General features: G+C 48.7%; 18 protein-coding genes. 13 read left to right on the plus strand and 5 right to left on the minus strand.

Annotation, left to right across the window (positions count from 1 at the left end; translation table 11 throughout):
- Positions 1-432: 432 nt before the first annotated feature.
- From otsB to rimI, 6 genes are all read left to right on the plus strand, one after another.
- Positions 433-1203: a trehalose-phosphatase gene (otsB, locus tag GILYN3_RS00005; protein ID WP_049720948.1), complete on the plus strand. Its 771-nt coding sequence runs from the start codon at positions 433-435 to the stop codon at positions 1201-1203.
- Positions 1166-2962, plus strand: a complete 1797-nt coding sequence (locus tag GILYN3_RS00010) for a glycoside hydrolase family 15 protein (RefSeq protein ID WP_049720949.1) — start codon at positions 1166-1168, stop codon at positions 2960-2962. Before otsB ends, GILYN3_RS00010 begins: the two co-directional genes overlap by 38 nt.
- A complete protein-coding gene (locus tag GILYN3_RS00015; protein WP_049720950.1) occupies positions 2959-4347 on the plus strand; it encodes an alpha,alpha-trehalose-phosphate synthase (UDP-forming) in 1389 nt (462 codons plus the stop codon). The genes GILYN3_RS00010 and GILYN3_RS00015 overlap by 4 nt, the downstream gene beginning before the upstream one ends.
- Before the next feature lie 352 nt (positions 4348-4699).
- Positions 4700-6247 carry a 2-isopropylmalate synthase gene (locus GILYN3_RS00020; RefSeq protein ID WP_049720951.1) on the plus strand — a complete coding sequence of 516 codons (1548 nt, stop codon included), beginning with the start codon at positions 4700-4702 and terminating at the stop codon, positions 6245-6247.
- A gap of 8 nt (positions 6248-6255) precedes the next feature.
- Entirely contained in the window at positions 6256-7095 is an 840-nt protein-coding gene (locus GILYN3_RS00025; protein ID WP_049720952.1) for a hypothetical protein, read from the plus strand.
- Positions 7085-7588, plus strand: a complete 504-nt coding sequence (gene rimI, locus GILYN3_RS00030; protein WP_049720953.1) for a ribosomal protein S18-alanine N-acetyltransferase — start codon at positions 7085-7087, stop codon at positions 7586-7588. The genes GILYN3_RS00025 and rimI overlap by 11 nt, the downstream gene beginning before the upstream one ends.
- Positions 7589-7653: 65 nt before the next feature.
- Here rimI and GILYN3_RS00035 read toward each other — a convergent pair whose 3' ends face one another.
- Positions 7654-8187 carry a response regulator transcription factor gene (locus tag GILYN3_RS00035; RefSeq protein ID WP_049720954.1) on the minus strand — a complete coding sequence of 178 codons (534 nt, stop codon included), beginning with the start codon at positions 8185-8187 and terminating at the stop codon, positions 7654-7656.
- On the minus strand, positions 8180-9466 hold the full coding sequence (locus GILYN3_RS00040; protein WP_049720955.1) for an ATP-binding protein: 1287 nt from the start codon (positions 9464-9466) through the stop codon (positions 8180-8182). The genes GILYN3_RS00035 and GILYN3_RS00040 overlap by 8 nt, the downstream gene beginning before the upstream one ends.
- 209 nt (positions 9467-9675) lie before the next feature.
- On the opposite strand from GILYN3_RS00040, the gene GILYN3_RS00045 reads away from it, so the two are divergent.
- Together GILYN3_RS00045 and prfC are read left to right on the plus strand one after the other, a co-directional pair.
- Positions 9676-11025 carry an MATE family efflux transporter gene (locus tag GILYN3_RS00045; RefSeq protein ID WP_049722484.1) on the plus strand — a complete coding sequence of 450 codons (1350 nt, stop codon included), beginning with the start codon at positions 9676-9678 and terminating at the stop codon, positions 11023-11025.
- A gap of 154 nt (positions 11026-11179) precedes the next feature.
- Entirely contained in the window at positions 11180-12763 is a 1584-nt protein-coding gene (gene prfC / locus GILYN3_RS00050) for a peptide chain release factor 3 (RefSeq protein ID WP_049722485.1), read from the plus strand.
- 86 nt (positions 12764-12849) lie between these two features.
- On the opposite strand, the gene GILYN3_RS16955 is transcribed toward prfC, so the two are convergent.
- A complete protein-coding gene (locus GILYN3_RS16955) occupies positions 12850-14082 on the minus strand; it encodes a TonB family protein (RefSeq protein WP_084004964.1) in 1233 nt (410 codons plus the stop codon).
- A 325-nt stretch (positions 14083-14407) separates the two neighbouring features.
- On the opposite strand from GILYN3_RS16955, the gene GILYN3_RS00060 reads away from it, so the two are divergent.
- The 3 genes from GILYN3_RS00060 to GILYN3_RS00070 all read left to right on the plus strand — a co-directional run bounded on the left by GILYN3_RS00060 (position 14408) and on the right by GILYN3_RS00070 (position 16842).
- Entirely contained in the window at positions 14408-15097 is a 690-nt protein-coding gene (locus tag GILYN3_RS00060) for a cyclic nucleotide-binding domain-containing protein (RefSeq protein ID WP_049722486.1), read from the plus strand.
- Between the two features lie 157 nt (positions 15098-15254).
- Positions 15255-15938, plus strand: coding sequence for a flagellar brake protein (locus GILYN3_RS00065; RefSeq protein WP_049720957.1), 684 nt, complete (start codon positions 15255-15257; stop codon positions 15936-15938).
- Between the two features lie 25 nt (positions 15939-15963).
- The gene (locus GILYN3_RS00070) at positions 15964-16842 is read left to right on the plus strand and encodes a hypothetical protein (RefSeq protein WP_049720958.1); all 879 of its coding nucleotides are present in this window, start codon (positions 15964-15966) and stop codon (positions 16840-16842) included.
- 114 nt (positions 16843-16956) lie between these two features.
- Here the strand turns inward: GILYN3_RS00070 and GILYN3_RS00075 are convergent, their stop codons facing one another.
- A complete protein-coding gene (locus GILYN3_RS00075) occupies positions 16957-17745 on the minus strand; it encodes a hypothetical protein (protein WP_049720959.1) in 789 nt (262 codons plus the stop codon).
- 317 nt (positions 17746-18062) lie between these two features.
- Between GILYN3_RS00075 and dinB the strand changes: the two genes are divergently transcribed.
- Both dinB and GILYN3_RS00085 read left to right on the plus strand, forming a co-directional pair.
- The gene (gene dinB, locus GILYN3_RS00080) at positions 18063-19133 is read left to right on the plus strand and encodes a DNA polymerase IV (RefSeq protein WP_049720960.1); all 1071 of its coding nucleotides are present in this window, start codon (positions 18063-18065) and stop codon (positions 19131-19133) included.
- A 279-nt stretch (positions 19134-19412) separates the two neighbouring features.
- Positions 19413-20063 carry an SOS response-associated peptidase gene (locus GILYN3_RS00085; RefSeq protein WP_084004965.1) on the plus strand — a complete coding sequence of 217 codons (651 nt, stop codon included), beginning with the start codon at positions 19413-19415 and terminating at the stop codon, positions 20061-20063.
- Positions 20064-20996: 933 nt separating this feature from the next.
- On the opposite strand, the gene GILYN3_RS00095 is transcribed toward GILYN3_RS00085, so the two are convergent.
- The gene (locus tag GILYN3_RS00095; protein ID WP_049720962.1) at positions 20997-22268 is read right to left on the minus strand and encodes an NAD(P)/FAD-dependent oxidoreductase; all 1272 of its coding nucleotides are present in this window, start codon (positions 22266-22268) and stop codon (positions 20997-20999) included.
- Positions 22269-22321 lie beyond the last annotated feature (53 nt).

Here is a 22321-nt window from a genome sequence, read left to right on the forward strand (position 1 = left end):
ATACTCACCTAATATCGCCGTGCTGCGGTCACATTCGTTGTTTTAACTCTCCATAGCCGGCGCTTGGACGAGGCCTAGTTTATCTACCGCTGTTTCCGACCTACGATTATCAAGCATACTCGGTGGTATTTTGTTGCAAGAGATTGATTTTACGCACCGCTCGCAAAACGCTTTTGGGAGAGCTTTATGCTTAAACTTCAAAGTGTGTATTGGCGTGTCGGTGCGTTCTCCCTTCAGGCAGCATCGCTGTATTAATCTGCACCGGGTAAATTAGTCGGCTATCTAAAACGACAATTCTCGGAAATTGTTCCTTCGTAGCTGACATTGAAGGTTTGATCAGAACAGACTGTGATATGCCAGAGCTAATCGTATTTGTTATCTCACTCTAGGTTGTTATAGTCAGTCATTTACACTGATACACTTCGAGGGTTCATGAAAATTGCACAGATTGATAAAGTCGCTTTATTTCTTGATTTTGACGGTACGTTGGTTAATTTTGCTACTACGCCCGAGGGGGTGCATGTATCTGTGGAGCTGAAGGATATGCTGGCTCAGATTTCCTTGCACCTTAATGGTGCGTTAGCTTTAGTGTCTGGTCGTTCTATAAGCTCATTGAGCGGTCTACTCGACCTACCTTTGACCATGGCGGGTAGCCATGGAGCCGAATGGTGTTACAGCGGTGGGCCTGTTCAGAGAGTGGATCTGAATAATAATACCTTTGCTGAGATTCGTTCTGCGTTATTAACCTTTGCGAATAAACACGACTTAATTGCCGAAGATAAAGGTCATGCGGTGGCACTCCATTACCGTACCAAGATGGAGACGCAACCATTACTAGAGACCTATATTGCTGATGAACTGGAGCTGGATAAAAGCGAAGCTATACGAGTTATCAGGGGTAATTGTGTTTATGAAGTCCAGCCGGTTGGAGTTGATAAAGGCGTTGCTATAGCGCGATTTATGAGTGATGCGCCATTTAAGGGGCGCCAACCTGTTTATATTGGTGATGACGCAACCGATGAAGATGGCTTTGCCTGGGTCAACGCTCATGATGGGATATCTATCAAAGTTGGAGACGGTTCCAGTTGTGCAAAAGCGCGTATTGCCAATACTGGCGAGGTTCTTGCATTTTTGAAGTTACAGCTGGATAAGTTGAGGCATCAAAATGACAGAACGAAACCTAGAGTTGGCATTAATCGGTAATTGCACCATTGGTGCATTAGTCGATAAAAACGCAGAAATTGTATGGAATTGCTTGCCGAGGTTTGACGGAGAGCCGGTATTTAGCTCATTGCTCAAAACCGATGACCCGGAAATAATTTTGGGGACGTACGCTATAGATTTAGAAGACTATAGCCATAGCGAGCAACATTACGAAAAGAATACCGCAATACTACAGACCCACCTTTATGACAGCCACGGCAATGGAGTCACCGTAACTGACTTTGTTCCACGCTTTATGCAGCACGGACGTACTTTCCGGCCGATGATGCTAGTGCGTAAGCTAACGCCAATTGGCTCACCTAAAGTTCGTATTCGCTTGCGGCCCGCTTGCGAGGACGGTTCACAAGCGTACCGAAAAATTCAGGGCAGCAATCATATTCGCTACCTTGGTTGCGATACCATGCTGCGATTGACAACCAGCCTGTCAGTCACCGCCATCATGGATGAAACCTGGTTTATTTTAGATGGCGAACACTATCTTATTTTTGGCGACGATCATTCAATTAATGAGCCAATTAAGCAGCTAGTTGAGCGTTTTTTAATCGAGACCGAATCGTATTGGTTAGAGTGGTCTCGCTATTTAGCGATTCCCTTTGAGTGGCAAGTTGAGGTTATTCGGGCCGCAATCACTTTAAAGCTAAGTGCCTATGAAGACACTGGCGCGATCATAGCGGCGATGACCACCTCGGTACCCGAAGCGCGAGACTCCGAGCGTAATTGGGACTACCGGTTCTGCTGGGTGCGCGACAGCTACTTTACCGTTCACGCACTGAATAGGCTTGGTGCTACCCGCACGATGGAGCAATATTTACAATATCTTGTAAACATAGTGGCAGGGTTGGATGAAGAGCATCTGCAGCCGGTATTTTGTATTAATGGTTCCAAGCAAATGCCCGAACGTCAGGCGGATAAGTTGTCAGGTTACCGTGGCATGGGGCCGGTAAGAATTGGCAATCAAGCCGCCGAACAAGTGCAGCATGATGTCTATGGCGCGATTGTTCTGTCGGCAACGCAAATGTTTTTTGATGAGCGTATCCGCCGACCGGGCAATAAAGAGCTATTTGCGTTGCTCGAAACAATGGGCGAAAAAGCTTATACCTATTACAACCAACCCGATGCAGGGTTGTGGGAGTTGCGCGGTAGTAAGCATGTACACACTTTTTCTAGCATGATGTGTTGGGCGGCAGCTGATCGTTTGGCTAAAATCGCACGCAAATTAGAATTACCACAACGTTTTGATTATTGGCAACAAGCGGCAGACGAGATACGTGCGGCTATCGAAGAGTATGGGTTTAACCAACAGCTTAATGCCTATACCGCGACTTGGGGTGGCGAGACAATGGATGCCAGCTTGTTGCTTGCTTGTGAGCTGGGTTATATCAACGGTGAAGATACTCGCTTTACCGGCACTATTGCCGAGATAGAAAAACGGCTTATGCCCAAAGGTAGTCGTTATTTGTTTCGCTACGTTGTCGAAGACGATTTTGGCATGCCCGAAAACGCTTTTACTATTTGTACGTTCTGGTATATCGATGCGCTGGCAGCGGCTGGGCGTACCGATGAGGCACGTGATTTATTCGAAGATTTACTCTCTAAGCGTAACCATTTGGGTTTGCTGTCAGAAGATTTAGACCCAGAGACCGGGGAGTTATGGGGGAATTTTCCGCAAACTTACTCGATGGTGGGTATTATTAACAGCGCCCGGATACTCAGTAAAAAATGGGAGACCGAACTATGAGCCGTTTAATTGTAGTATCCAATCGCGTAGCTAAAAGTGATGCTACTAGTAAAGGCTCAGAGGGTGGCTTAGCTGTTGGCGTTATGGCCGCGATGGAAAAAGATGGGGGCATATGGTTTGGCTGGAGCGGAAAGATCGATAACCGTAATGAAGAGCCCAAGACCGAGACTCGCGGTAATATTGAGTACGTCACCATTAATTTGCGTCAGTCAGAGTATAACCAATACTACAAAGGCTATGCCAATAGTGTGCTGTGGCCGTTGTTTCATCAGCGTCCCGAGTTAATGAGATACAGAGATATTGATTTATCGGGTTACTTGCAGGCCAATCAAAAATTCGCTGATGAACTATTAAAAATCATTCAGCCGGGCGACACCATTTGGGTTCATGATTATCATTTAATTCCGCTGGGAAAAATGTTGCGTGAAGCTGGCATTAAAAATCCGATTGGTTTTTTTCTTCACACGCCATTTCCATCGTTGGATTTATTGCGCACAGTGCCAGGTTACACAAAAACCCTTAAAGACTTAATGCGTTACGATTTGGTCGGTTTTCAAACCGAAGGCGATCACATGGGTTTTTGCATGGGGATTGCGCAAGGGCTTGGCGGGGAAATTTTAAAGAACGATAAGCTGCGGTTGGGCAGTTTACATTGTACCAGTCGCGTATATCCCATCAGTGTAGAAACCTCGGTGCTAAATGGTGCAGCACATGCGGGAATGCATACCGATGAGTACCGTCGTTTACATAGCAGCCTTGGGGATCGCAGCTTAATTATTGGTGTAGACCGGCTGGATTATTCCAAAGGCTTGGTGCAGCGCTGCCAAGCTTACGATAAGTTGTTAGGACAAAACCAAGAATTTATTCGCAATGTAGTTTACCTACAGATATCGCCCACCTCACGCGGCGACGTGCAAGCTTATGGTGATCTGGCGAAACGCATCGATAGTGAAGTAGGCCATATCATTGGCACTTATGCCGACTTTGATTGGATGCCAATGCGTTACTTAAACCGAGGTTTTCGACGTCGCACTATTCTTGCCATGTACAACCTTGCTCGCGTGGGTTTGGTTACGCCGTTAAAAGACGGCATGAATTTAGTGGCTAAAGAGTATGTAGCAGCACAAAATCCCGAAGACCCCGGCGTATTGGTGCTGTCCGAACTAGCCGGTGCGGCCGATGAGCTGGATTCTGCGGTTATTATTAATCCTTACGATGTCTGCGCAACGACTGGCGCACTGGCCCAGGCGCTTAAGATGCCTTTGAATGAGCGTATAGACCGTTGGCGTAAAATGATGGATGTATTAGAAAATCATGATATCCATGCTTGGCAGAGCAAGTTTTTAGGTGATTTGCAGCAAGTGACTAGCAGTGCGGTGTCTTAAGTCACCCGCAGTTTAGCTTGGCACGGCATGTGTATTGATCATGGATATCCCAGCGCCATGGATGGCGGAGCAGATCCTACCATATGAGCGAATGGTCAACCTGAGTTGTCTGTTAATCAAGATATATCGTGCGCCACATTCTCTGCGGCTTAAGCGACTTTCCTACGGTTCGGCACGCTTGCCGACTCTCCGTAATAATGCAGGCATACCGAGTAACAGCAGGTTTTGCTATATTTATCTTTCTTTGCTGGGCTCGATTTGTCTGCGTGGTAGGTTTCCGGCGTGGGACACTTTATAATGCGCAAATGGACTAACGCCTTAAAGGCGCATTAATGCATTGCCGGGAATCAGTATGACCAGTAAAGACAAACTTTATATTTTTGATACCACCTTGCGCGACGGTGAGCAGAGCCCCGGCGCATCAATGACTCGTGATGAGAAAATTCGCATTGCTAAAATGTTAGAAAAAATGCGAGTCGATGTGATTGAAGCCGGCTTTGCCATTGCCAGTAAGGGTGATTTTGAATCTATTCAGGCGATTGCTAAAGTCGTTAAAGACAGTACGATTTGCTCACTGGCGCGGGCCGTTCCTGGCGATATAGAGCGTGCGGCCGAGGCGATTAAGCCTGCCAATAGTGGCCGAATTCACACGTTTATCGCTACCTCGCCGATCCATATGCAGTACAAATTAAAAATGGAGCCCGCGAAGGTGCTAGAGCAAGCGGTAGCGGCGGTAAAGTTAGCGCGTAACTATACCGATAATGTTGAATTTTCACTGGAAGATGCCAGCCGTTCAGAATTTGATTTTATGTGCCAAATTATCGAGGCTGTGATTAACGCCGGTGCCGGCACCATTAACCTGCCGGATACTGTTGGTTATGGTGAGCCAGGCGAGTATGGACAAATGTTTGGCCGCTTAATTGGCAATATCCCTAACGCTGACAAAGCGATATTTTCAACTCATTGTCACAACGATTTAGGCTTGGCTGTGGCCAACTCGTTGTCTGCTGTTATGCATGGGGCGCGTCAAGTAGAGTGTACGATTAACGGTTTGGGCGAGCGCGCTGGTAACGCTGCACTAGAAGAGATCGTCATGGCTGTGCGCACTCGACAAGACATGATGCCGGTTGAAACATTTATTGACCCGCAGCACATCGTGCCAACGTCTCGTTTGGTTAGTAGTATTACTGGGTTTCCAGTACAGCCTAATAAGGCCATTGTTGGCGCTAATGCATTTGCTCATGAGTCTGGTATTCACCAGGACGGGGTACTTAAACATCGCGAAACTTACGAGATCATGCGCGCCGAAGATGTTGGCTGGAACACCAACAAATTAGTATTGGGTAAACATTCGGGGCGCGCTGCCGTAAAAGCACGCTTTGAGGCGCTGGGGATTACCTTCGAAAATACCGAAGCTCTAGGCGCCGCATTTGCGCGTTTTAAAGATTTGGCCGATAAAAAGCATGAGATTTTTGACGAGGATTTACAAGCGCTAGTCAGTGATGTTCGTCCACAAGCCGTGTTAGAGACATACCAGTTGGGTGAAATGGAAGTGCATTCTAAAAGCGGCCAGCAACCGACCACTACCATTAATCTGCATATTAATGGTAAATCGCATGTCTGCACCGCCAGCGGTAGCGGTCCAGTTGACGCTACTTATAAAGCCATCGAAAGCGCGGTTAACAGCGGCGCAACGCTTAAGCTGTACTCGGTTAATGCCATTACCCAAGGTACTGACTCGCAAGGCGATGTAACGGTACGGCTTGAAAAAGATGGTCACATAGTCAACGGTGTGGGCGCCGATACAGATATCGTGGTGGCCTCGGCCAAAGCGTATTTACATGCACTCAACCTATTGGTTGCCCCCGAACGCTCACACCCGCAGCGCGAAGGCATTTAAACCGGTCTATGAATGAGCTACAGCGTCAGCGTTATTTGTCTGCTCTTGGTATTGATAGCTTTGTTCCGCGGTTAATTTTACCGTGGGCACAGCCATCGGCGCCTTGTGAGCTGCCGCTGCCGCAAGCGCCGGTAGCCGCAGTTCATAAGATTACCGCTCAGCCGCCTGTCCTCACGAGTGCTCCCCAAGGCCAAACCGGTGGCGCTGAAACGGTAGGCCAAGTACTGCGAGATATGGGTGCGGTCAAGCCAACAGCGGTGCGTAAAGAGCCTTTAAAAACGCTACTGCCGAAACAAGTCGAGAAGCTCGAGACGATACATCTACGCCTCTGGCGCCCCGCTGATGATTTAATCGTCATCGATCATTATCACCCCGGCGCCGGACTACCTACCGATACATTGCTGCACAACATTCTGCGTTTACTGTGGCGGGCCGATATCCGAGTAGACGCCGGTGATGCTATTCGCTGCCCCATCAGTGATAAAGTCGCGAGTCTATATACTCGCCAAGATATGCAGCTTGAGCTGCAAGCTTGGTTTTCAGAAGTGCTGCAAAAAACACCCACAGCGAAAGTTTGGCTGCTGGGTGCTAGCGCGGCTAAATACCTTCTTCGCACTGACTCAGTGAGTGCTGATGTTACGAAGTCCAATGTCGAGGAGGCCGTGGCAGATGCTGATACCCCGCCAGGCGAGTTATCGCAAGGTTTGCTCTTTAAGCGATTTCCTTTAGCTATAAGTTCAGAGGCAAAGATAACCGCTGATGCGTTAGTTCTGCCGAGCTTAACTGAGATGCTAAATACCCCCGAGTTAAAAAATAAATTGTGGTATGCGGTACACGATGATGCCTGAACAAAAGCGGCTACCCGATCACTTAAACGGCACCGGAACAACTCGGACGGGTGAGCTCTTAGAGTATGGTTTGCTGGATGAAAGTCAGTTAGACGCCATTTGGGAGCTAGAACAACAAGCGCACAGCTACCCTTGGACCCGAAAACTATTTGGCGATTGTTTGGGGGTTCGGCAGCCTTGTGTTGTCGTTTATAATCGTGCGCAAATCGTCGGTTATGCGGTCGTAAGCGCCGCTGCCGGCAACGCCGAGCTACTTAACTTAGTGGTTGCCCCCAATTCTCGTCGTCAAGGTATTGCCCACGCCTTGATGCGGCATGTCATTGGCGCAGTAGCGTCCTACGCCGATACGCTTTACCTAGAGGTGCGTCAATCTAATGCGCCAGCTATCGCGCTTTATGAAGAAATCGGTTTCGTTGAGGTGGGTATTCGGCCTAATTATTATCCGGCCGCCAAAGGCCGAGAAGACGCTTTAATTTTAGCTTACACACTTTAAGCTACGCACTCCCCTTAAAGGTATAACGGTCGTGAGTTGTGGCGCTATAGCGTCTTGCGTGAGAGTTAACTTTTCACCGGCCGCTTGGTTAGCTTGCGTTGCAGTGTGCGCCGGTGCATACCCAATGAGCGCGCTGTTGCCGATACGTTGCCGTTATTCTCCAGCAATACTTTTTGTATGTGTTCCCATGCAACGCGGTCCACTGACGGAGGACGATCGGGGATGGTTGGTTGGCTTGCGGCACTGATTCCCAGTGCACTGAGCAGTTCATCGGTATCGGCCGGTTTGCATAAATAATTTTTTGCGCCCAACTTTATCGCTTGTACGGCGGTGGCAATGCTTGAGTAGCCAGTTAGCACAACAATCACAACAGATGGTTGTGCTTGCAGCAGCAGTTTAATAACCTCAAGCCCAGAGTCGTCCCCGAGTTTTAAATCGACAATCGCGTAGTGATACGCCTGAGTCTGTGCACACTGCTGCGTGGCCGCCGCCGAATGAGCCACATCGGCGTTATACCCACGGCGAATTAATGAGCGCTGCAACGCTGCCGCGAACACGGTGTCATCGTCCACAATTAAAAAGTGGTTGGGGTTAGTCATGCTGTGCGTCCAACGGTAAAGTAATGGTAGTGGTGGTGCCACCTTCCGGGCGGGATGTTAGCACGACTGTTCCGCCAAAACGTTGAATGCTGGCATGAGTTAAAAATAAGCCTAAACCCATGCCGTTAGGTTTGCTCGAAAAAAATGTTTTTCCGGCTGCGTTGCGTGCAGCTTCGGGCAAGCCTTCACCGCGATCATCCACTTGCCACACTAAAGAGTCGTTTTGACTGCTAACAGTTATGGTTAAGTGCTCAGGACAAGCGTCGGCGGCATTATTAAGTACGTTAATAATAGCCTGCTCAATGGTGGCATGAAAGCACACTTGTCGTTTAGTCAGATTGGTGTCCAAACAAATCTCGGGGCGTGCCTCTGGGCGTAGTAACTGCCAGTGCTCCAGCAGTGTGGTGCAATATTGTTGTGCTGGCATTGGCTGTGGCTGATGCAAACGACTTAGATCAGAGCGCGCCCGCAACCCCGTTAAAATCTCTGCACAGTGATTAACTTGTCGGTACAGTACGTCAAGATCATCGCCACAGGCTTTACGTGCTTGTGTATCTTGGCGCAAATCAGCTAATAGCACTTTCATGGTACTTAGTGGTGTGCCTAGCTCGTGCGCAGTGCCGGCTGCTTGAGCTGCGACTGCCAGCAGTTGTTCATCGCGCAAGTCTTCTTCACGGCGACGGTTAAGCTCGTTTTGTTGTACGCGTACGGCTCCAGCCATACGAGCCACAAAGAAACTGATCAATACCGCACTTAAGGCAAAATTTAACCACATGCCAAGTACATGTAAGTTGAGGCCGTTGGTACTGTGATGCGCGTGTGCGTCGCCGGGAGGCGCAAGCCATTGTAACGGTACATACCAATGCAGTAATAAGCCGTACAAAATGATACCTACGGCACTCACTGCCCAAGCATTTCTGGATGGCAGTGTGGCGGCCCCGATACATACCGGCACCAAGACATAACTTAAAAAGGGGTTGGTTGCACCGCCAGTAAAGTAAGCAACCGCTGCCACCGCAATAATATCAATAAGCAATTGCACGCTTAGCTCGCCCGCGGTGACGCTTTTAGAGTGCCCCAGGCGCAAAAAGGCTCCGCCATTGATGATGGACAATAACAGCAGTAGCAACAGTATCGGAGTGAGAGGTAAGTGCGTTACACCGGAGCGATTGATCAATAAGGCGGCAACAATCAAAGTAATAATGACTACCCAGCGCATCATGATTAGCTGACGGTAGTGCTCGGAGGGTGCTTTTAATGTTAGGTAGGGTGTTTTCATGGCGCTATTATACGGACAAGGTTTAACCATGACAGCTGCGGTTTATTGTCGCAGCTAATAGTGATGGCATCTCGGCGCTCATTAACAAACTCTCGGCCCGCCGCAAGTTTATCTTTTATCTGTTGCGAGAATATACCGCCGCACATAAAGGGAGTGGTGCGATGGTGTATACTGCCACAGCCCCAATTCACCTGAGTACAGGCCCATTTATGCCCCCCATGCCCGCGACCATGACAGAAGGCTCCGTACCCCGGCAGCTTCGCTCTCTGGCGCTGCCTATGGTGTGGGGGCTATTGGCGACTATGTCGTTTAATGTGGTGGACACTTTTTTTGTCGCTCAGCTGGGTAAAGCTCCGCTGGCGGCGATGAGTTTTACTTTTCCTGTAGTGATGTTGCTTACCAGTATGGGTATTGGCTTAGGGGCGGGCACCTCATCGGCGGTAGCGCGTGGCGTGGGTGCCGGCGACTCCAATCGCGCCCAGCGTTTATCTACCGATGCTGTCACTTTGACGTTACTACTTTCTGTAACGGTTTGTCTGCTCGGCTGGTTAACCATCGATCCACTGTTTACCTTGCTGGGAGCTTCGCCCGAGTTACTGCCGTTAATCCATCAATACATGAGTGTTTGGTATATCAGTGCCCCATGCTTATTGGTCCCTATGGTGGCGTTAGCTTCACTTAGAGCGATGGGCTTAAGCCAAATCCAAGGCACTTTAATGGGAGTTGCGGCATTGTTTAATGCCGCACTCGATCCGATTTTAATTTTTGGCTTACTGGGCGCGCCAAGGCTCGAGTTGGCGGGAGCAGCTTGGGCGACGCTTATTACTCGTAGTGTCACGCTAGTGGTGGCACTGTATGTTTTGCGCGCTCGGGTTGGCTTGTTGGTCAATCCGATTGCCCCTTGGGAGAAATTATTAAAATCTTGGCGCGCGGTTGTACACGTGGGATTGCCGGCTATGGCCGCCAACATGATTATTCCGTTGGCCAGCGCAATCGTGGTTATGATGGTGGCCCGTTATGGCAATGATGCCGTGGCCGGCTTGGGTATTGCGGTACGTATCGAACCGGTCGCGCTGATCGCTTTTTACGCTTTGTCGGGGGTTGTCGGCCCATTTTTTGGCCAAAATCACGCGGCGGGTAAGCGCGCTAGGTTGGTCGAGGCGCAGCGTATATTACTGGTATTTTGTCTTGGTTTTGGAGTGTTGCTCGCGACCATACTGTTGTTGTTTGGTCCGCTTATTGCCGGAATGTTCACCGACCATCCGGAGGTCGCTGCCGTAGCTGTGCGTTACCTTGCAATAGTGCCATTTAGTTATGGCGCCTACGGGTTAGTTATGTCCTGTAACGCCGCCTTTAATGGTTTGGGTACTCCTTGGCCGGCGATGTTGTTATCGCTGTGTCGGGTGTTGGTTATATTTTTGCCGCTGGCGGGCTTGTTGCAATACCTTTGGGGGCTGGATGGTTTATTTATGGCTGCAGCCATTACCAATGTCATCGTTGGCATTTGGGCGTGGCGGTGGCTGCGGTGGCAGTTAAAACATGAGCAGCCGAATTATTAGCATTAAGTGGTAAATTTGAAGCCTCGAGTTAGTTTGGGGCGTTTTTGACACGCCTCGCTGTGGCGTTGTAATTGTGAATTAGTGCGTTTTCATGGAGAATGACGCGCTTACTGTATCGGCCCGTAAGGGCTGCCAAGCCTTAAGATCTAAAACTATGTCTAACCCTACGCATCTTAAAAACGTCCAAAAACGCCGCACGTTTGCGATTATCTCGCATCCCGATGCGGGTAAAACCACGATTACTGAAAAACTATTGCTGTTTGGTAATGCCATTCAAGTAGGTGGCTCGGTTAAAGGTAAACGTGGGCCGCACGCAAAATCGGACTGGATGACGATGGAGCAGGAGCGGGGTATTTCGGTGACCTCGTCGGTGATGCAGTTTCCCTATAAAGAGCGAATCGTTAATTTGCTGGATACACCGGGGCACGAAGATTTCTCGGAGGATACTTACCGGACGTTAACGGCAGTGGATTCAGTGCTAATGGTGATTGACGGCGCGAAAGGTGTCGAGGATCGGACGATTAAGCTGATGGAGGTGTGTCGCCTACGAGACACCCCTATTTTATCGTTTATTAACAAAATGGATCGCGATATTCGCGACCCCATTGAAGTGTTAGACGAAGTTGAGGATGTGCTAAAAATTGCCGCCGCACCGATCAATTGGCCATTGGGTATGGGGCGTGATTTCAAAGGCGTTTATAACTTATATACCGATACGATACATGTGTTTGCTTCGGGTTTTGGTCATACAATCCCCCCTGATACGCTTATTAAAGGGCTCAACAGCCCTGAGGCGAGTGAGTTGTTAGGCAGCGATGCTGATGATATTCGCGAAGAGCTGGAGCTGGTGCGTGGCGCGACTCACAAATTTGATTTAGATGAATATATGGCTGGGCGTTTAACGCCGGTATTTTTTGGCACGGCGCTGGCCAATTTTGGTGTGCGTGAGATGTTGGACGGTTTTGTTGAATTTGCTCCTAAGCCTATTGGTCGCGAGACTAAAAGCCATTTTGTGGAAGCCTCGACTGAGGCGTTCAGTGGTTTCGTATTTAAAATTCAGGCCAATATGGATCCGCGCCACCGTGATCGCATTGCATTTATGCGCGTCTGTTCAGGTGTGTACAGCAAAGGCATGAAGATGCGTCATGTGCGTTTAGGCAAAGACGTTAAAATATCCGACGCCGTTACTTTTATGGCGGGCGATCGTGAATCGGTAGAAGAGGCCGTGGCCGGTGATATTATTGGGCTGCACAATCACGGGACTATTCAGATCGGTGATACTTTTACCGAAGGCGAAGATTTAAAATTTACCGGGATACCACACTTTGCGCCTGAGCTGTTTCGGCGTATTCGATTAAAAGACCCTCTTAAGACCAAGGCGCTGCAAAAAGGTTTGCAGCAGTTGTCTGAGGAAGGCTCGACACAGGTATTCTTTCCGCTCAACAATAACGATATTGTGGTCGGAGCTGTGGGTGTATTGCAGTTTGAGGTTGTGGCCTATCGTTTAAAAGACGAGTACAAGGTAGAGGCTATTTACGAGCCGGTTAACATTGCTACCGCGCGCTGGACTGACTGCGATGACGCTAAGAAACTAGAGGAGTTTAAGCACAAGTGTGCTGACAACCTCAGTATTGACGGCGGTGGTCACTTAACCTACCTAGCGCCTACGCGAGTTAATTTGTCGCTCGCCGAAGAGCGTTACCCCAGTGTAGAGTTTAGATCAACGCGGGAACATTAAGTTAAGCATTAGCGTCATGTGGACGTTTGATTTAGCGGGTTACCCTAAGACAACCAAAAAGCGCGGCCTAGGCCGCGCTTTTTGGTTTAGTTTTGTTGCAAGGTAAACGTGATGGGAATGGTGAATTCGTGAACTTGACCCGTAATGAGTGCAGGCACTTCGGGGAAAGGCACAGCATCTTGTACGGCGCCTAGTGCCTCATTGTTTAGAAGTTTATGATCAGTTTCTTCAATTAGCATCGAATTCAGTAGCTCACCATTGCGATTAATGGTGATAGCAATACGAATAGAGCCCTCGTAGCCGCGTTGCATAGCGCGACGTGGGTAGCTAATTTCCGCTTGAATTTGACGTACTAAGTTTGAGAAGTAACGCTGGTTGGCCAGCAGTGATTCGGCGGTAAAGATTGGTACGAAATCTTCATCACTTTCATCAAGCGGCTCAGGCTCATTAAGCGCAATCGGTGCGACGCTGCTTGATGAGCTACTAGAGATCGGTGCGGGGCCTTCAATTTGCGCTATATCATCGCTGGTGCTGCTAGCGGAAGCGGCAGTATTGGCGGTTGGTGCGGCTGGAATTTCAATTTTTGGAACACTGATCTGTGCAGTATCAGGAATACTAACGGGCGCGCTTGCCACGACTGGTGCAGGTGTAGGCTCTGGCGCAGGTGCTGGTACAGGCTCTGGTTTAGGCGCTGGTTTAGGCGCTGGAGCCCCCCACAATGCAACTTGATCGACTCGTGCAGGCGTTGGGTTAATGCTGTCGTAACGGTCGACGAGTGAGGCGCTAACATCACCGCTGACCAATAGTTGTTCCCGATAGGTTGATGAAAGCGGTACTCGACCGAGCCATGTGCTTAGCAGTAAGCCAAAGAAGTCGTCATCGGCAATAGTGCCAAGGTTAACGTCATCGACACTAATAACAACGCCTTGGCCTGGAGTTAAGGAAAACACCACATGGTCGTCTTTTTGCAGACGCTCTTGAAAAAGCTTAGTGAAGCTCACCATATTGTCCGCTTGCTCGGTGAGGGCGTTGCCGCGAATATTGATGGCCATGCCTTCTATCCACATGCGACTAAACTTACGCGCGGCAATACCTCTATCCGCGGTAATCTTTAGCTCCATGCGCATAGCTTGGTTGGCGGCCATGAGTGTGCTGGCATCGCTGCTGAGCGTATCGCTGTATATGGCACCAATAAACTGATCTCGACCGAGTTCTTGGTGTAGCGCCATGCCGTTTAATAAAGGGGCTGCCTGTACTAGATTAGCACCTAGTACAAACAGTGATAGAATCCAAAAAACAGGGGCTCTGAGTATGCACATAGGTTTTGCTTCGCTTTAATTGGGTGGTCGCAAATGCCTGCTGGCCGGGCATGACGTACAGGCTTGTATAAGTCTGATGAAAGTCATTATTGTAAGCAGCACTTTGCTTACAATTCACTTCATTCAGAATCGCTTTTTTAGTTGCAACCCTTACTCTACCTAAAAACGGCTGTACAGAAAAGATTAAAGCGCCAAAAGGCCTCGAAGTTTTACGTATAACCAATATCGTCGATATATAATGTAAGGAGCTGCTATCATTAGAGCTTATTAGCCGTGTTTTCGGTTAAAACGATGGTTGTCGACAGGGGAGATGATCGGCCGGCGTATGGATATAAAGCTAATTCAAAAATTTCAACGTGAAACTGTCGATCAGTTGCTTTCGGCCATCCCTTTCTTTAAAGCCGTGCGACAACACGATTTGGCCCAGTTTGAGGTGTTACTGGAGCATTCTAGTATTATCACCTATCGGCCAGGTGAGATCGTTGTGAACCGCGGTGACGGTGATCAGAGCCTATATTTTTTACTGAGAGGCTGTCTGGCGGTATACCCTAATGAGGCTCTTAAAGGCGAGCCCGTGAATATGATTACCCCCGGCGAGGTATTTGGCGATCTGGCTCGGCTGACGCATCAACCCCGCTCTGCGACAATAGTGGCCGATCATAACAGCCGTGAGGTAGTGGTGTTTGCCTCCGATTTTGGTGTATTTGGTGACCTTGAGTCTACTTACCCCATTAGTTTGCATACTAAGCTGCTTTACTATCGCAACACTGTACACAACTTGCGCTGGAAGCTAGAGGTGTACCGCACGACTCATTCTGATGCCGAACTTGCTAATCAGCACCGTGCAATCAAACTGTATATTGGCCCTAAAGATTGCTTGCAAGAACTCTTGTCGTTGCATGATCAGGCTTGTAAATTGGCGGCACTATTGCTCAGTTGGAACGATCGATTTGGTTCCATAAGCCATGATGAGGCGCCTGTTAACGATCAATTGGTTAATGCCCTTGAGCATTAATTTGCCGTACGGGTAATAACTAAGTGATACTAGCGGTTGTTGTGGTAAGCCCGTGCGTCTTTTTGGTTAAACGTCGGTATATCTGCGCTGCAACGCTGCCCCTAAAATTCATTGTTACGCGCCGGCGTAATCACCTCGCACTTAATAAAAGTACGTTATGGACTTTGCTGACTTAAAACTACCCTACGGTACATCGTTGCAACTACAAGCTACCAGTAGTAGTGGTCAACCAGAGAAATTCGCGTCGCGTTTAGTGGGCGCCGTGCCTGGGCGTAGCTTAATCTTTAGTGTGCCTCGCGCTGCAAATAAAGCCGTGCGTTTTCGCCCTGGGCAAAAGCTTGCCGTACGTTTAATGGTGGCTAATGGTGTGGGCTTATTTGCTGCCGTGGTCGAGGCGCAAAGTGCCGAACCCTACCCACTACTTTATGTAAGTTACCCCGAAACGGTTACTTTTAAAGGTATACGTGGTGCCACTCGGGTAACGGTAGGGTTACCGGTGATTACCACCAACCGAGACGATCTAAGCGGCATTAAATCCGAAGGCTGTATCGCCGATATCAGTACCTCGGGAGCGCGGCTTGAATTGCGTGATGCTATTGTCAGTGTCGGGGATAACCTGACCATAGACGCCGAGGTTAAAATTGCCGAACTCACGCGTCACTTGTCAGTAACCGCAGTGGTGCGCGCCCGTATCGAGCGTAGCACCAAGGAGCGAGATCAAGACTTACCTGCCGTTTACGGTGTTGAATTTATCGAGCGCAATCAAGATGCTCTGCTGGTACTTTACGCTTATGTCTTTGCACAAATCCTTAAAGAACAGATGCCTCACGAAATCTCTTAAACCGCACAGTCTAACGGTTGCTCCTGTGGCTTTAGGCGTATTGCTTGTAACTCTTTGCGCAGCTAATGCGCCGGCTGCAGTAGCGACAACCGATGTTGATGTGCAGCAGTTGCACTTACCTCGCAGTTACCTTCGTTACCTTCCCTCTATGCTCGACGGTGCTAGGCTTATGGCGGCCGACGAGCAATGCGCGCAATTTTTGGCGGGTGACCTGAATATCGATCAAAGTACGTTATCGCACCCAGTATTTCGCTATCAGTGTCGAGACCCTAATGGGGCTACTTATCGTTGGTATATCGATGGTGATACTTTAGAGGTGATCGATAATACGCGTCCCAATGGACGTATAAGTTTTGCCGACTTGGCGGCACAGTACGAGCACGAGCGCGAGCTGGCGCGACAATTGGCCGCCGAGCGTCAAGCAAAAATTGACGCATTACAGCGTGAGCGTCAAGAAGTGGCTGAGCAGCGTCAGGCAGAGCAGTTAGCGCGCGAGCAGTTAGAGGCCGAGCGACAAGAGCAGGCCCGCCGCCAGCGGTTGTGGCAAGAGTGCCAAACACAATTGGCTAAGCAAACGGCTGATATGATCGAGCGCGAATGGCTTACTCTTACCCAGCCCGAGGCCGAGGTGACTGAGACTCGGCTGCGCTTTAGTGTGGATTTTAACGCGCTTAATTTAAATGGTGTTGAGTTGAAGTATCGCGCCTATTGCGATGCACAAAACCCAGTCGAGCCGCAAACCCCAAATGAGGCGCCTGTTAACCTTAACGGAGAGGATGGCGAGCAGTTAACCATTGAAATTCACCCGCGGGCATTGGTGCAGTCGACATCGAGCTCGACTACATCTGTTATGTCGGCAAGTGAGCCGATGAGTGTATCAACGTCTAGCTCGTCACAGCGCTAAGGGAGTATATGCGATGTAGGTAAGGTCGCTGTAGCTGGCTGAACTTGTCTAGGAAAAACCCCGTGGCAACTCAGTTGCCACGGGGTTTTTATTTAACCGAGTTAGCGAGTAGCTTTACTTGGCTTTTGACTTGCGGCCGCGTTTAGCAGGCGCTTTTTTTGCTGCGGCTTTAGCTGGAGCTTTTTTCGCTGCAGGCTTAGCTTTAGGGGCTGCTTTGGCTTTGGCTGGAGCTTTTTTAGGCTTAGCTTTGGCGGTCGCTTTCTTAGGCTTAGCTTTAGCAGCGGCTTTTTTGGCAGCTAGTTTAGCTTTGGCAGCGGCTTTTTTCTCGGCCATTTTTTGCTTGGCGGCGGCCTTTTTGGCGGCAGCTTGGGCGCGAGCAGCCGCTTTCTTGGCGGCCAACTTGGCTTTAGCGGCGGCTTTTTTAGCGGCGGCTTTTTCGCGGATAGCGGCTTTTTTAGCAGCTAGCTTAGCTTTGGCTGCTTCTTTACGCTCTGCAGCTTTTTGCTTTTTGGCAACTTCGGCTTGGGCTTTGGCGTTTGCTTTGGCGTGTTGCGCCGCGACACGGTTAGCAGCCTTGATCGCGCTTAAGGTTTGCTTTAACGCGCTCAGGTCAGCTTTGGCGTTAGTAGCTTCTGTTTGTGCTTTGCGTACTGCTGCGTTAGCGGCAGTTACTTGCTTGGCAGCAGCAGCTGTACTCTTTTTCTTTTTAGCACTGGCCAATTTGGTGCGTGCGGCTTTAAGAGCATTGTTTGCTTTTGTTACTGCTTTTTGTTGGGATTCAACAGCCTTGGCCGCAGCTGTTTCTTCTGCGGTGCGGGCTTTGGTTAACTGGTTTTGTAATTGAGCCAGTTCTTTTTCCAATTGTGCAACTGTGTTAACAGCTTTAGTTTTGCGAGCAGCCATGGTGAGCTTCCTTTATTATCAGAACAAAAAAGCGAACGGTGTATGTTCGAGTGGGTAATACGTTAAAACTTTGCGTATGAATTTCAAGCATTTTACGACATTTTTACAAAAAAAATTGGATTTTTAGTGAAAATTAATCGCTTTATATGGTTTTTTTTATAGTTTAAGCGCATTTTTTTTAATTTATTGCTTGGTCGACCACCTTTATCGGTCATTTAACCAAATAAAATTTTGTTGTCCGCTTAAGCTGGTGCCGAGTTTAACTCTTACTTTATACTGGCTTTATATACAGTTTTTTTGGTTGGTATGAGGCAGGTATGAGCAAAACAATTATCCATTGCGATGCCGATTGTTTTTTTGCTGCGATTGAAATCCGTGATAATCCCGATTTGCAGGGACGTCCTGTTGCCGTAGGTGGGCATCCAGAGCGTCGTGGTGTTATTTCTACCTGTAATTATCCAGCAAGAAAATTTGGTGTCCGCTCGGCGATGGCGTCGGCTTATGCGTTACGGTTGTGTGCGGGACTTATCATCTTGCCGCATCGTATGGCGCACTATCGGCAGATCTCGCAAAAAATCATGATGATATTTCATCAGTTTACCGATTTAGTCGAGCCGTTATCGTTAGATGAGGCTTTCTTGGATGTAACAGAGCAGGTTAATATTAATGTCAGTGCCCGTGATATTGCTGCCAGCATTCGTAAACAAGTGTCCGATGAGTTGGGTATCACAGTGTCGGCGGGCGTGGCACCCAATAAATTTTTGGCTAAAGTCGCGAGCGATTGGCACAAGCCTGATGCGTTGTTTGAAATTGCCCCCAGCCAAGTGTCGACATTTGTGGCTCAACTCCCCGTAACCTGCATTCCGGGGGTAGGCCGTGTTACCGCCGAGCGGTTGGCACGCCTGCATGTAAAAACCTGTGCCGACCTGTTGGCTTTTAGTGAGCAGGAGCTGTGTGAGCACTTTGGTCAGTTTGGTTCACGGCTATATCACTGCAGTCGTGGCTCTGATACCCGTATGGTGCGCAGCGAGCGACAGAAAAAATCTGTGAGTGTCGAGCAAACGTTTGATTGCGATTTACCCGCGAGGGAGGCCTGCGATTTGTATCTGTCAGAGTTAATATGCCGCTTACAAGAGCGTATTGATAAGCTGGCCGATAGCTATAGCGCGGGTAAGGCGTTTGTAAAAGTAAAGTTTGCAGATTTTTCGAGCACCACTTTGGAGCGTGCAGGAGGCGAGTTTACTCGTAATAGCTTTGCTGAGCTGATTCTTGAGGCCGCCAGCAGAAATGAAGGCTTGGTGCGATTATTGGGGGTGGGAGTTCGGCTTAATAAAGCCGACTCGGTGCCGCCTACCGAGGTTGATCAGTTGGGATTGTTCGAGAATTAATCCTTAAATATCCGCGCCATCGGCTGGATAGTAATAAATGCAGCGGTCCTTTGGTTTGTTTGTCCCCTACGCAGCTTTTATCGTATAGCAATGCTGCAAGCTTTACTTGGCTGCTAATGATTGAGTCATGTTAGGTAAATATCGAGCAATAGTTTTCATTAACATTGCAAATTGCTTTGAGCGCACGGAGGTCGCGTGGATAACCTTGTTTTTAGGTCAATATCTCCTGTTTGCGGATGTCATTATTGTTCCCAACAATTTATTTAACCGAGGTACATTATGTGTGGCCGACTTTTTATAGCGCCTTCTAAAGCCGCTCAAACCTTAATGGCCAGTCTTGGCTTGCCTGATGTCAATCTGCCTACGGTTAATAACATCGCACCCACCGAGGCGGTTCCTGTTTTGTTTCGTGATGAAGAGGGTACACACATGGGGCCGATGCGTTGGTGGTTGCACCCACATTGGTCACCCGACCCGCCCAATCAACGCTTTGCTATGTTTAATGCCAGGCTTGAAAGCGTGCTATCGAGCCGCGCTTACAAAGACCCTGTGCGATACCGGCGTGCCATTGTGCCTGCGGCGGGGTTTGTAGAATGGAAAACGGAGCAAGGCGAGAAGCAACCCTATTACGTCGAGACCGATGGCGTTCTTAAACTCGCGGCCATTTGGGATTGTTGGAAAGAAGAGCTGTGGAGCTGCTCAATCCTCACTCAGCCTGCATCGTCAAGCTTTAGCGTTATTCATGGCAGAATGCCGGTTAGTTTAAGCGATGACTTAGTCTACCAATGGATGGATCCGAGAGCGGATGTAAAAACATTGCTATCCAGCGTCAGAGGCGCCTCGCAACACTTGCGGGCAACAAAAATCGATAGCGCGATTAATAATGTGCGTTATAAAGGATGTGTTGATCCGGAATCTAACAGGGGTTAGCCGAAGATTATAAGTTAATAGGGTGTTAACAATATTTGGGATGAATTGTTGGTATGACAAATAGAGCTTTATAGTATCAACTTAAAAGACTAACGCAGGATAGGCAGAGCAGGTGAGGATACACTCTAAAAGCTTTTTATGCGCGATATGCTGTATTCCACCATTGGCTGGCATTTGGGGTGGTGAATACCCCAGAGCAACACCCAGAGATCGCCATTGACGCGGACAAGGGGCTGTGTGATAACTTACTTGGAGTCATTGCAATAACTGCTGGGCCGATTGTCATACGCTCGGCCTATCGCAGTCCAGCGGTTAATGAATTGGGCAATAAGTAAGGGCTTAACTGCGCTAAGAACAAAAGCAGCTACGCTCGTCATATATGGGACTGCAAAGATGCGGATGGTTATCTGGGCACAACGGCTTGCATCGTTGTCCCTAGTTTTATTGAGTATTACGAAAAATCGGTGATTAGACCGCATTGGCGTGGGGGGTACACAATAACTTGCCGAGTTACGCGAGTTTATACTTCTTTCCACAATGTGCGGTTTTTATATTCGCTGGAGCGAAAACCCCACGACTAAGCCGTCTATAGAACGCTACATCACCAATCCCCACACTGGCACTAAAAAATCGTTAGTGTTTGATGACAAGGTGGTGGAGGCGTGGACCACCAAGCGGTTTATTAACCTTGGTTGGAGAGTGTTAGTAACGCGTAGGGGCTTGGTATGCGTAAGTGATTTTTATTAAAGCATGTCATATGCCCTATACCTGCAGGCCATACCAATGGAAACTTTCCGAGAAACAACCCAGCTTAAAGGTAGAATCTTCTCATGCTAACCCTGAACGAGGTACTGCTTGGAAGTACCTCGTTCAGGGTTGTTTTTAGTACGCTGAAGCTGCGGCGTTAGTTACAAAATAATACGCGGGAAAGATTTAGCTGTCTGTATTGGCGTTGATCAAGTGCTCTAGAGTCAAATCTACCTGTTCATCCATAAGTGTATTCTGGTCTATCTTTATTGCCCCTTTAATTATTTTAGTGGCAAGAACATAAGCTTTTGCGTGGTTGACGGTATCGACAGCGAGTAAACGCTCATTTAGAAAATACCATACCGAGAACTTATGCCCTGACGCATCAGGCTCATGCCTAGTGATGATTGTGTTGTGGCCGGCAGATAGCCCCACCATTTGTAGCTTTATGTCGTATTGATCAGACCAAAACCACGGAATGGCATTATAGCTGGGTTGTTTTTTGGTGATAGCCGCGGCGACCACCTTGGCTTGATCAACAGCATTTTGTACAGACTCTAGGCGGACGTAGCGATCGTACAGTGGGTTGTGGTGATAAGTGCAGTCGCCCACCGCGTAAATGTGTTCGTCGCTGGTGCGGGCACAGGTGTCCACTACGATACCGTTGTCGACATGCAGGCCGGCCTCTTGCGCCAGTTCTTGGTTTACTTTAATGCCTACCCCAACGATGATCACGTCCGCAGAGTACTGGCTGCCATCGCTGCATTGCACCCAGGATGTTGAGTTTTCTTGGTTGATGGAGGTAACATTTTTACCCGTGTGAATAGCGACTCCATGTTGTGAATGTAATGTGTTAAAAAACTCAGACATATAAGGCGTTGTTACGCGGGCCAGTAATCGGTCTTCGCGTTCGAGTACGGTAACCTCTACTCCAATTTTGGTGAGTGAGGCGGCGGTCTCAAGGCCTATATAGCCTCCGCCAATAATAACCGCGCGGGGCTTTTCTATAACTTTAATTGTGTTACGTATACCATCGATATCGGCAAGAGTACGCACGGCAAAGAGGTTGCTTGCCGTATCAATACCCGCTATTGGCGGGATGATGGGGCGTGCGCCTAGCGCTAACACCAGTTTGTCGTAGTGGAGGGTCGATCCATCGGACAAAGTAACCACATGCTGCTCTTTGTCGATTTGGCTCACCTCGACACCTAGGTGCAAAGTAATATCTTGCTCAAGATAGCTTGGTACAGGTTTAAGTAGAATTTTTTGAGGGTCGCGCTCGTTGAGTAAGTAGGTTTTAGACAGCGGCGGCCGGTGATATGGGTAATTCGGATCTCGATCAATTAAAATAATGCGTCCTTTCCAGCCCTCTTTTCTTAAGGAAAAAGCAACATTTACACCGCCATGACTGGCGCCAATGACTATGCAAGTTTGTTGTGCTGCTGTGGTATGGGACATGGTGATGACCTTATTGATGTTGTCGGTTTGCCTGTGGCGCTTGGCAGATTTAA

Origin of the sequence: Gilvimarinus polysaccharolyticus, from assembly GCF_001187555.1 — a bacterium.
Lineage (GTDB): Bacteria > Pseudomonadota > Gammaproteobacteria > Pseudomonadales > Cellvibrionaceae > Gilvimarinus > Gilvimarinus polysaccharolyticus.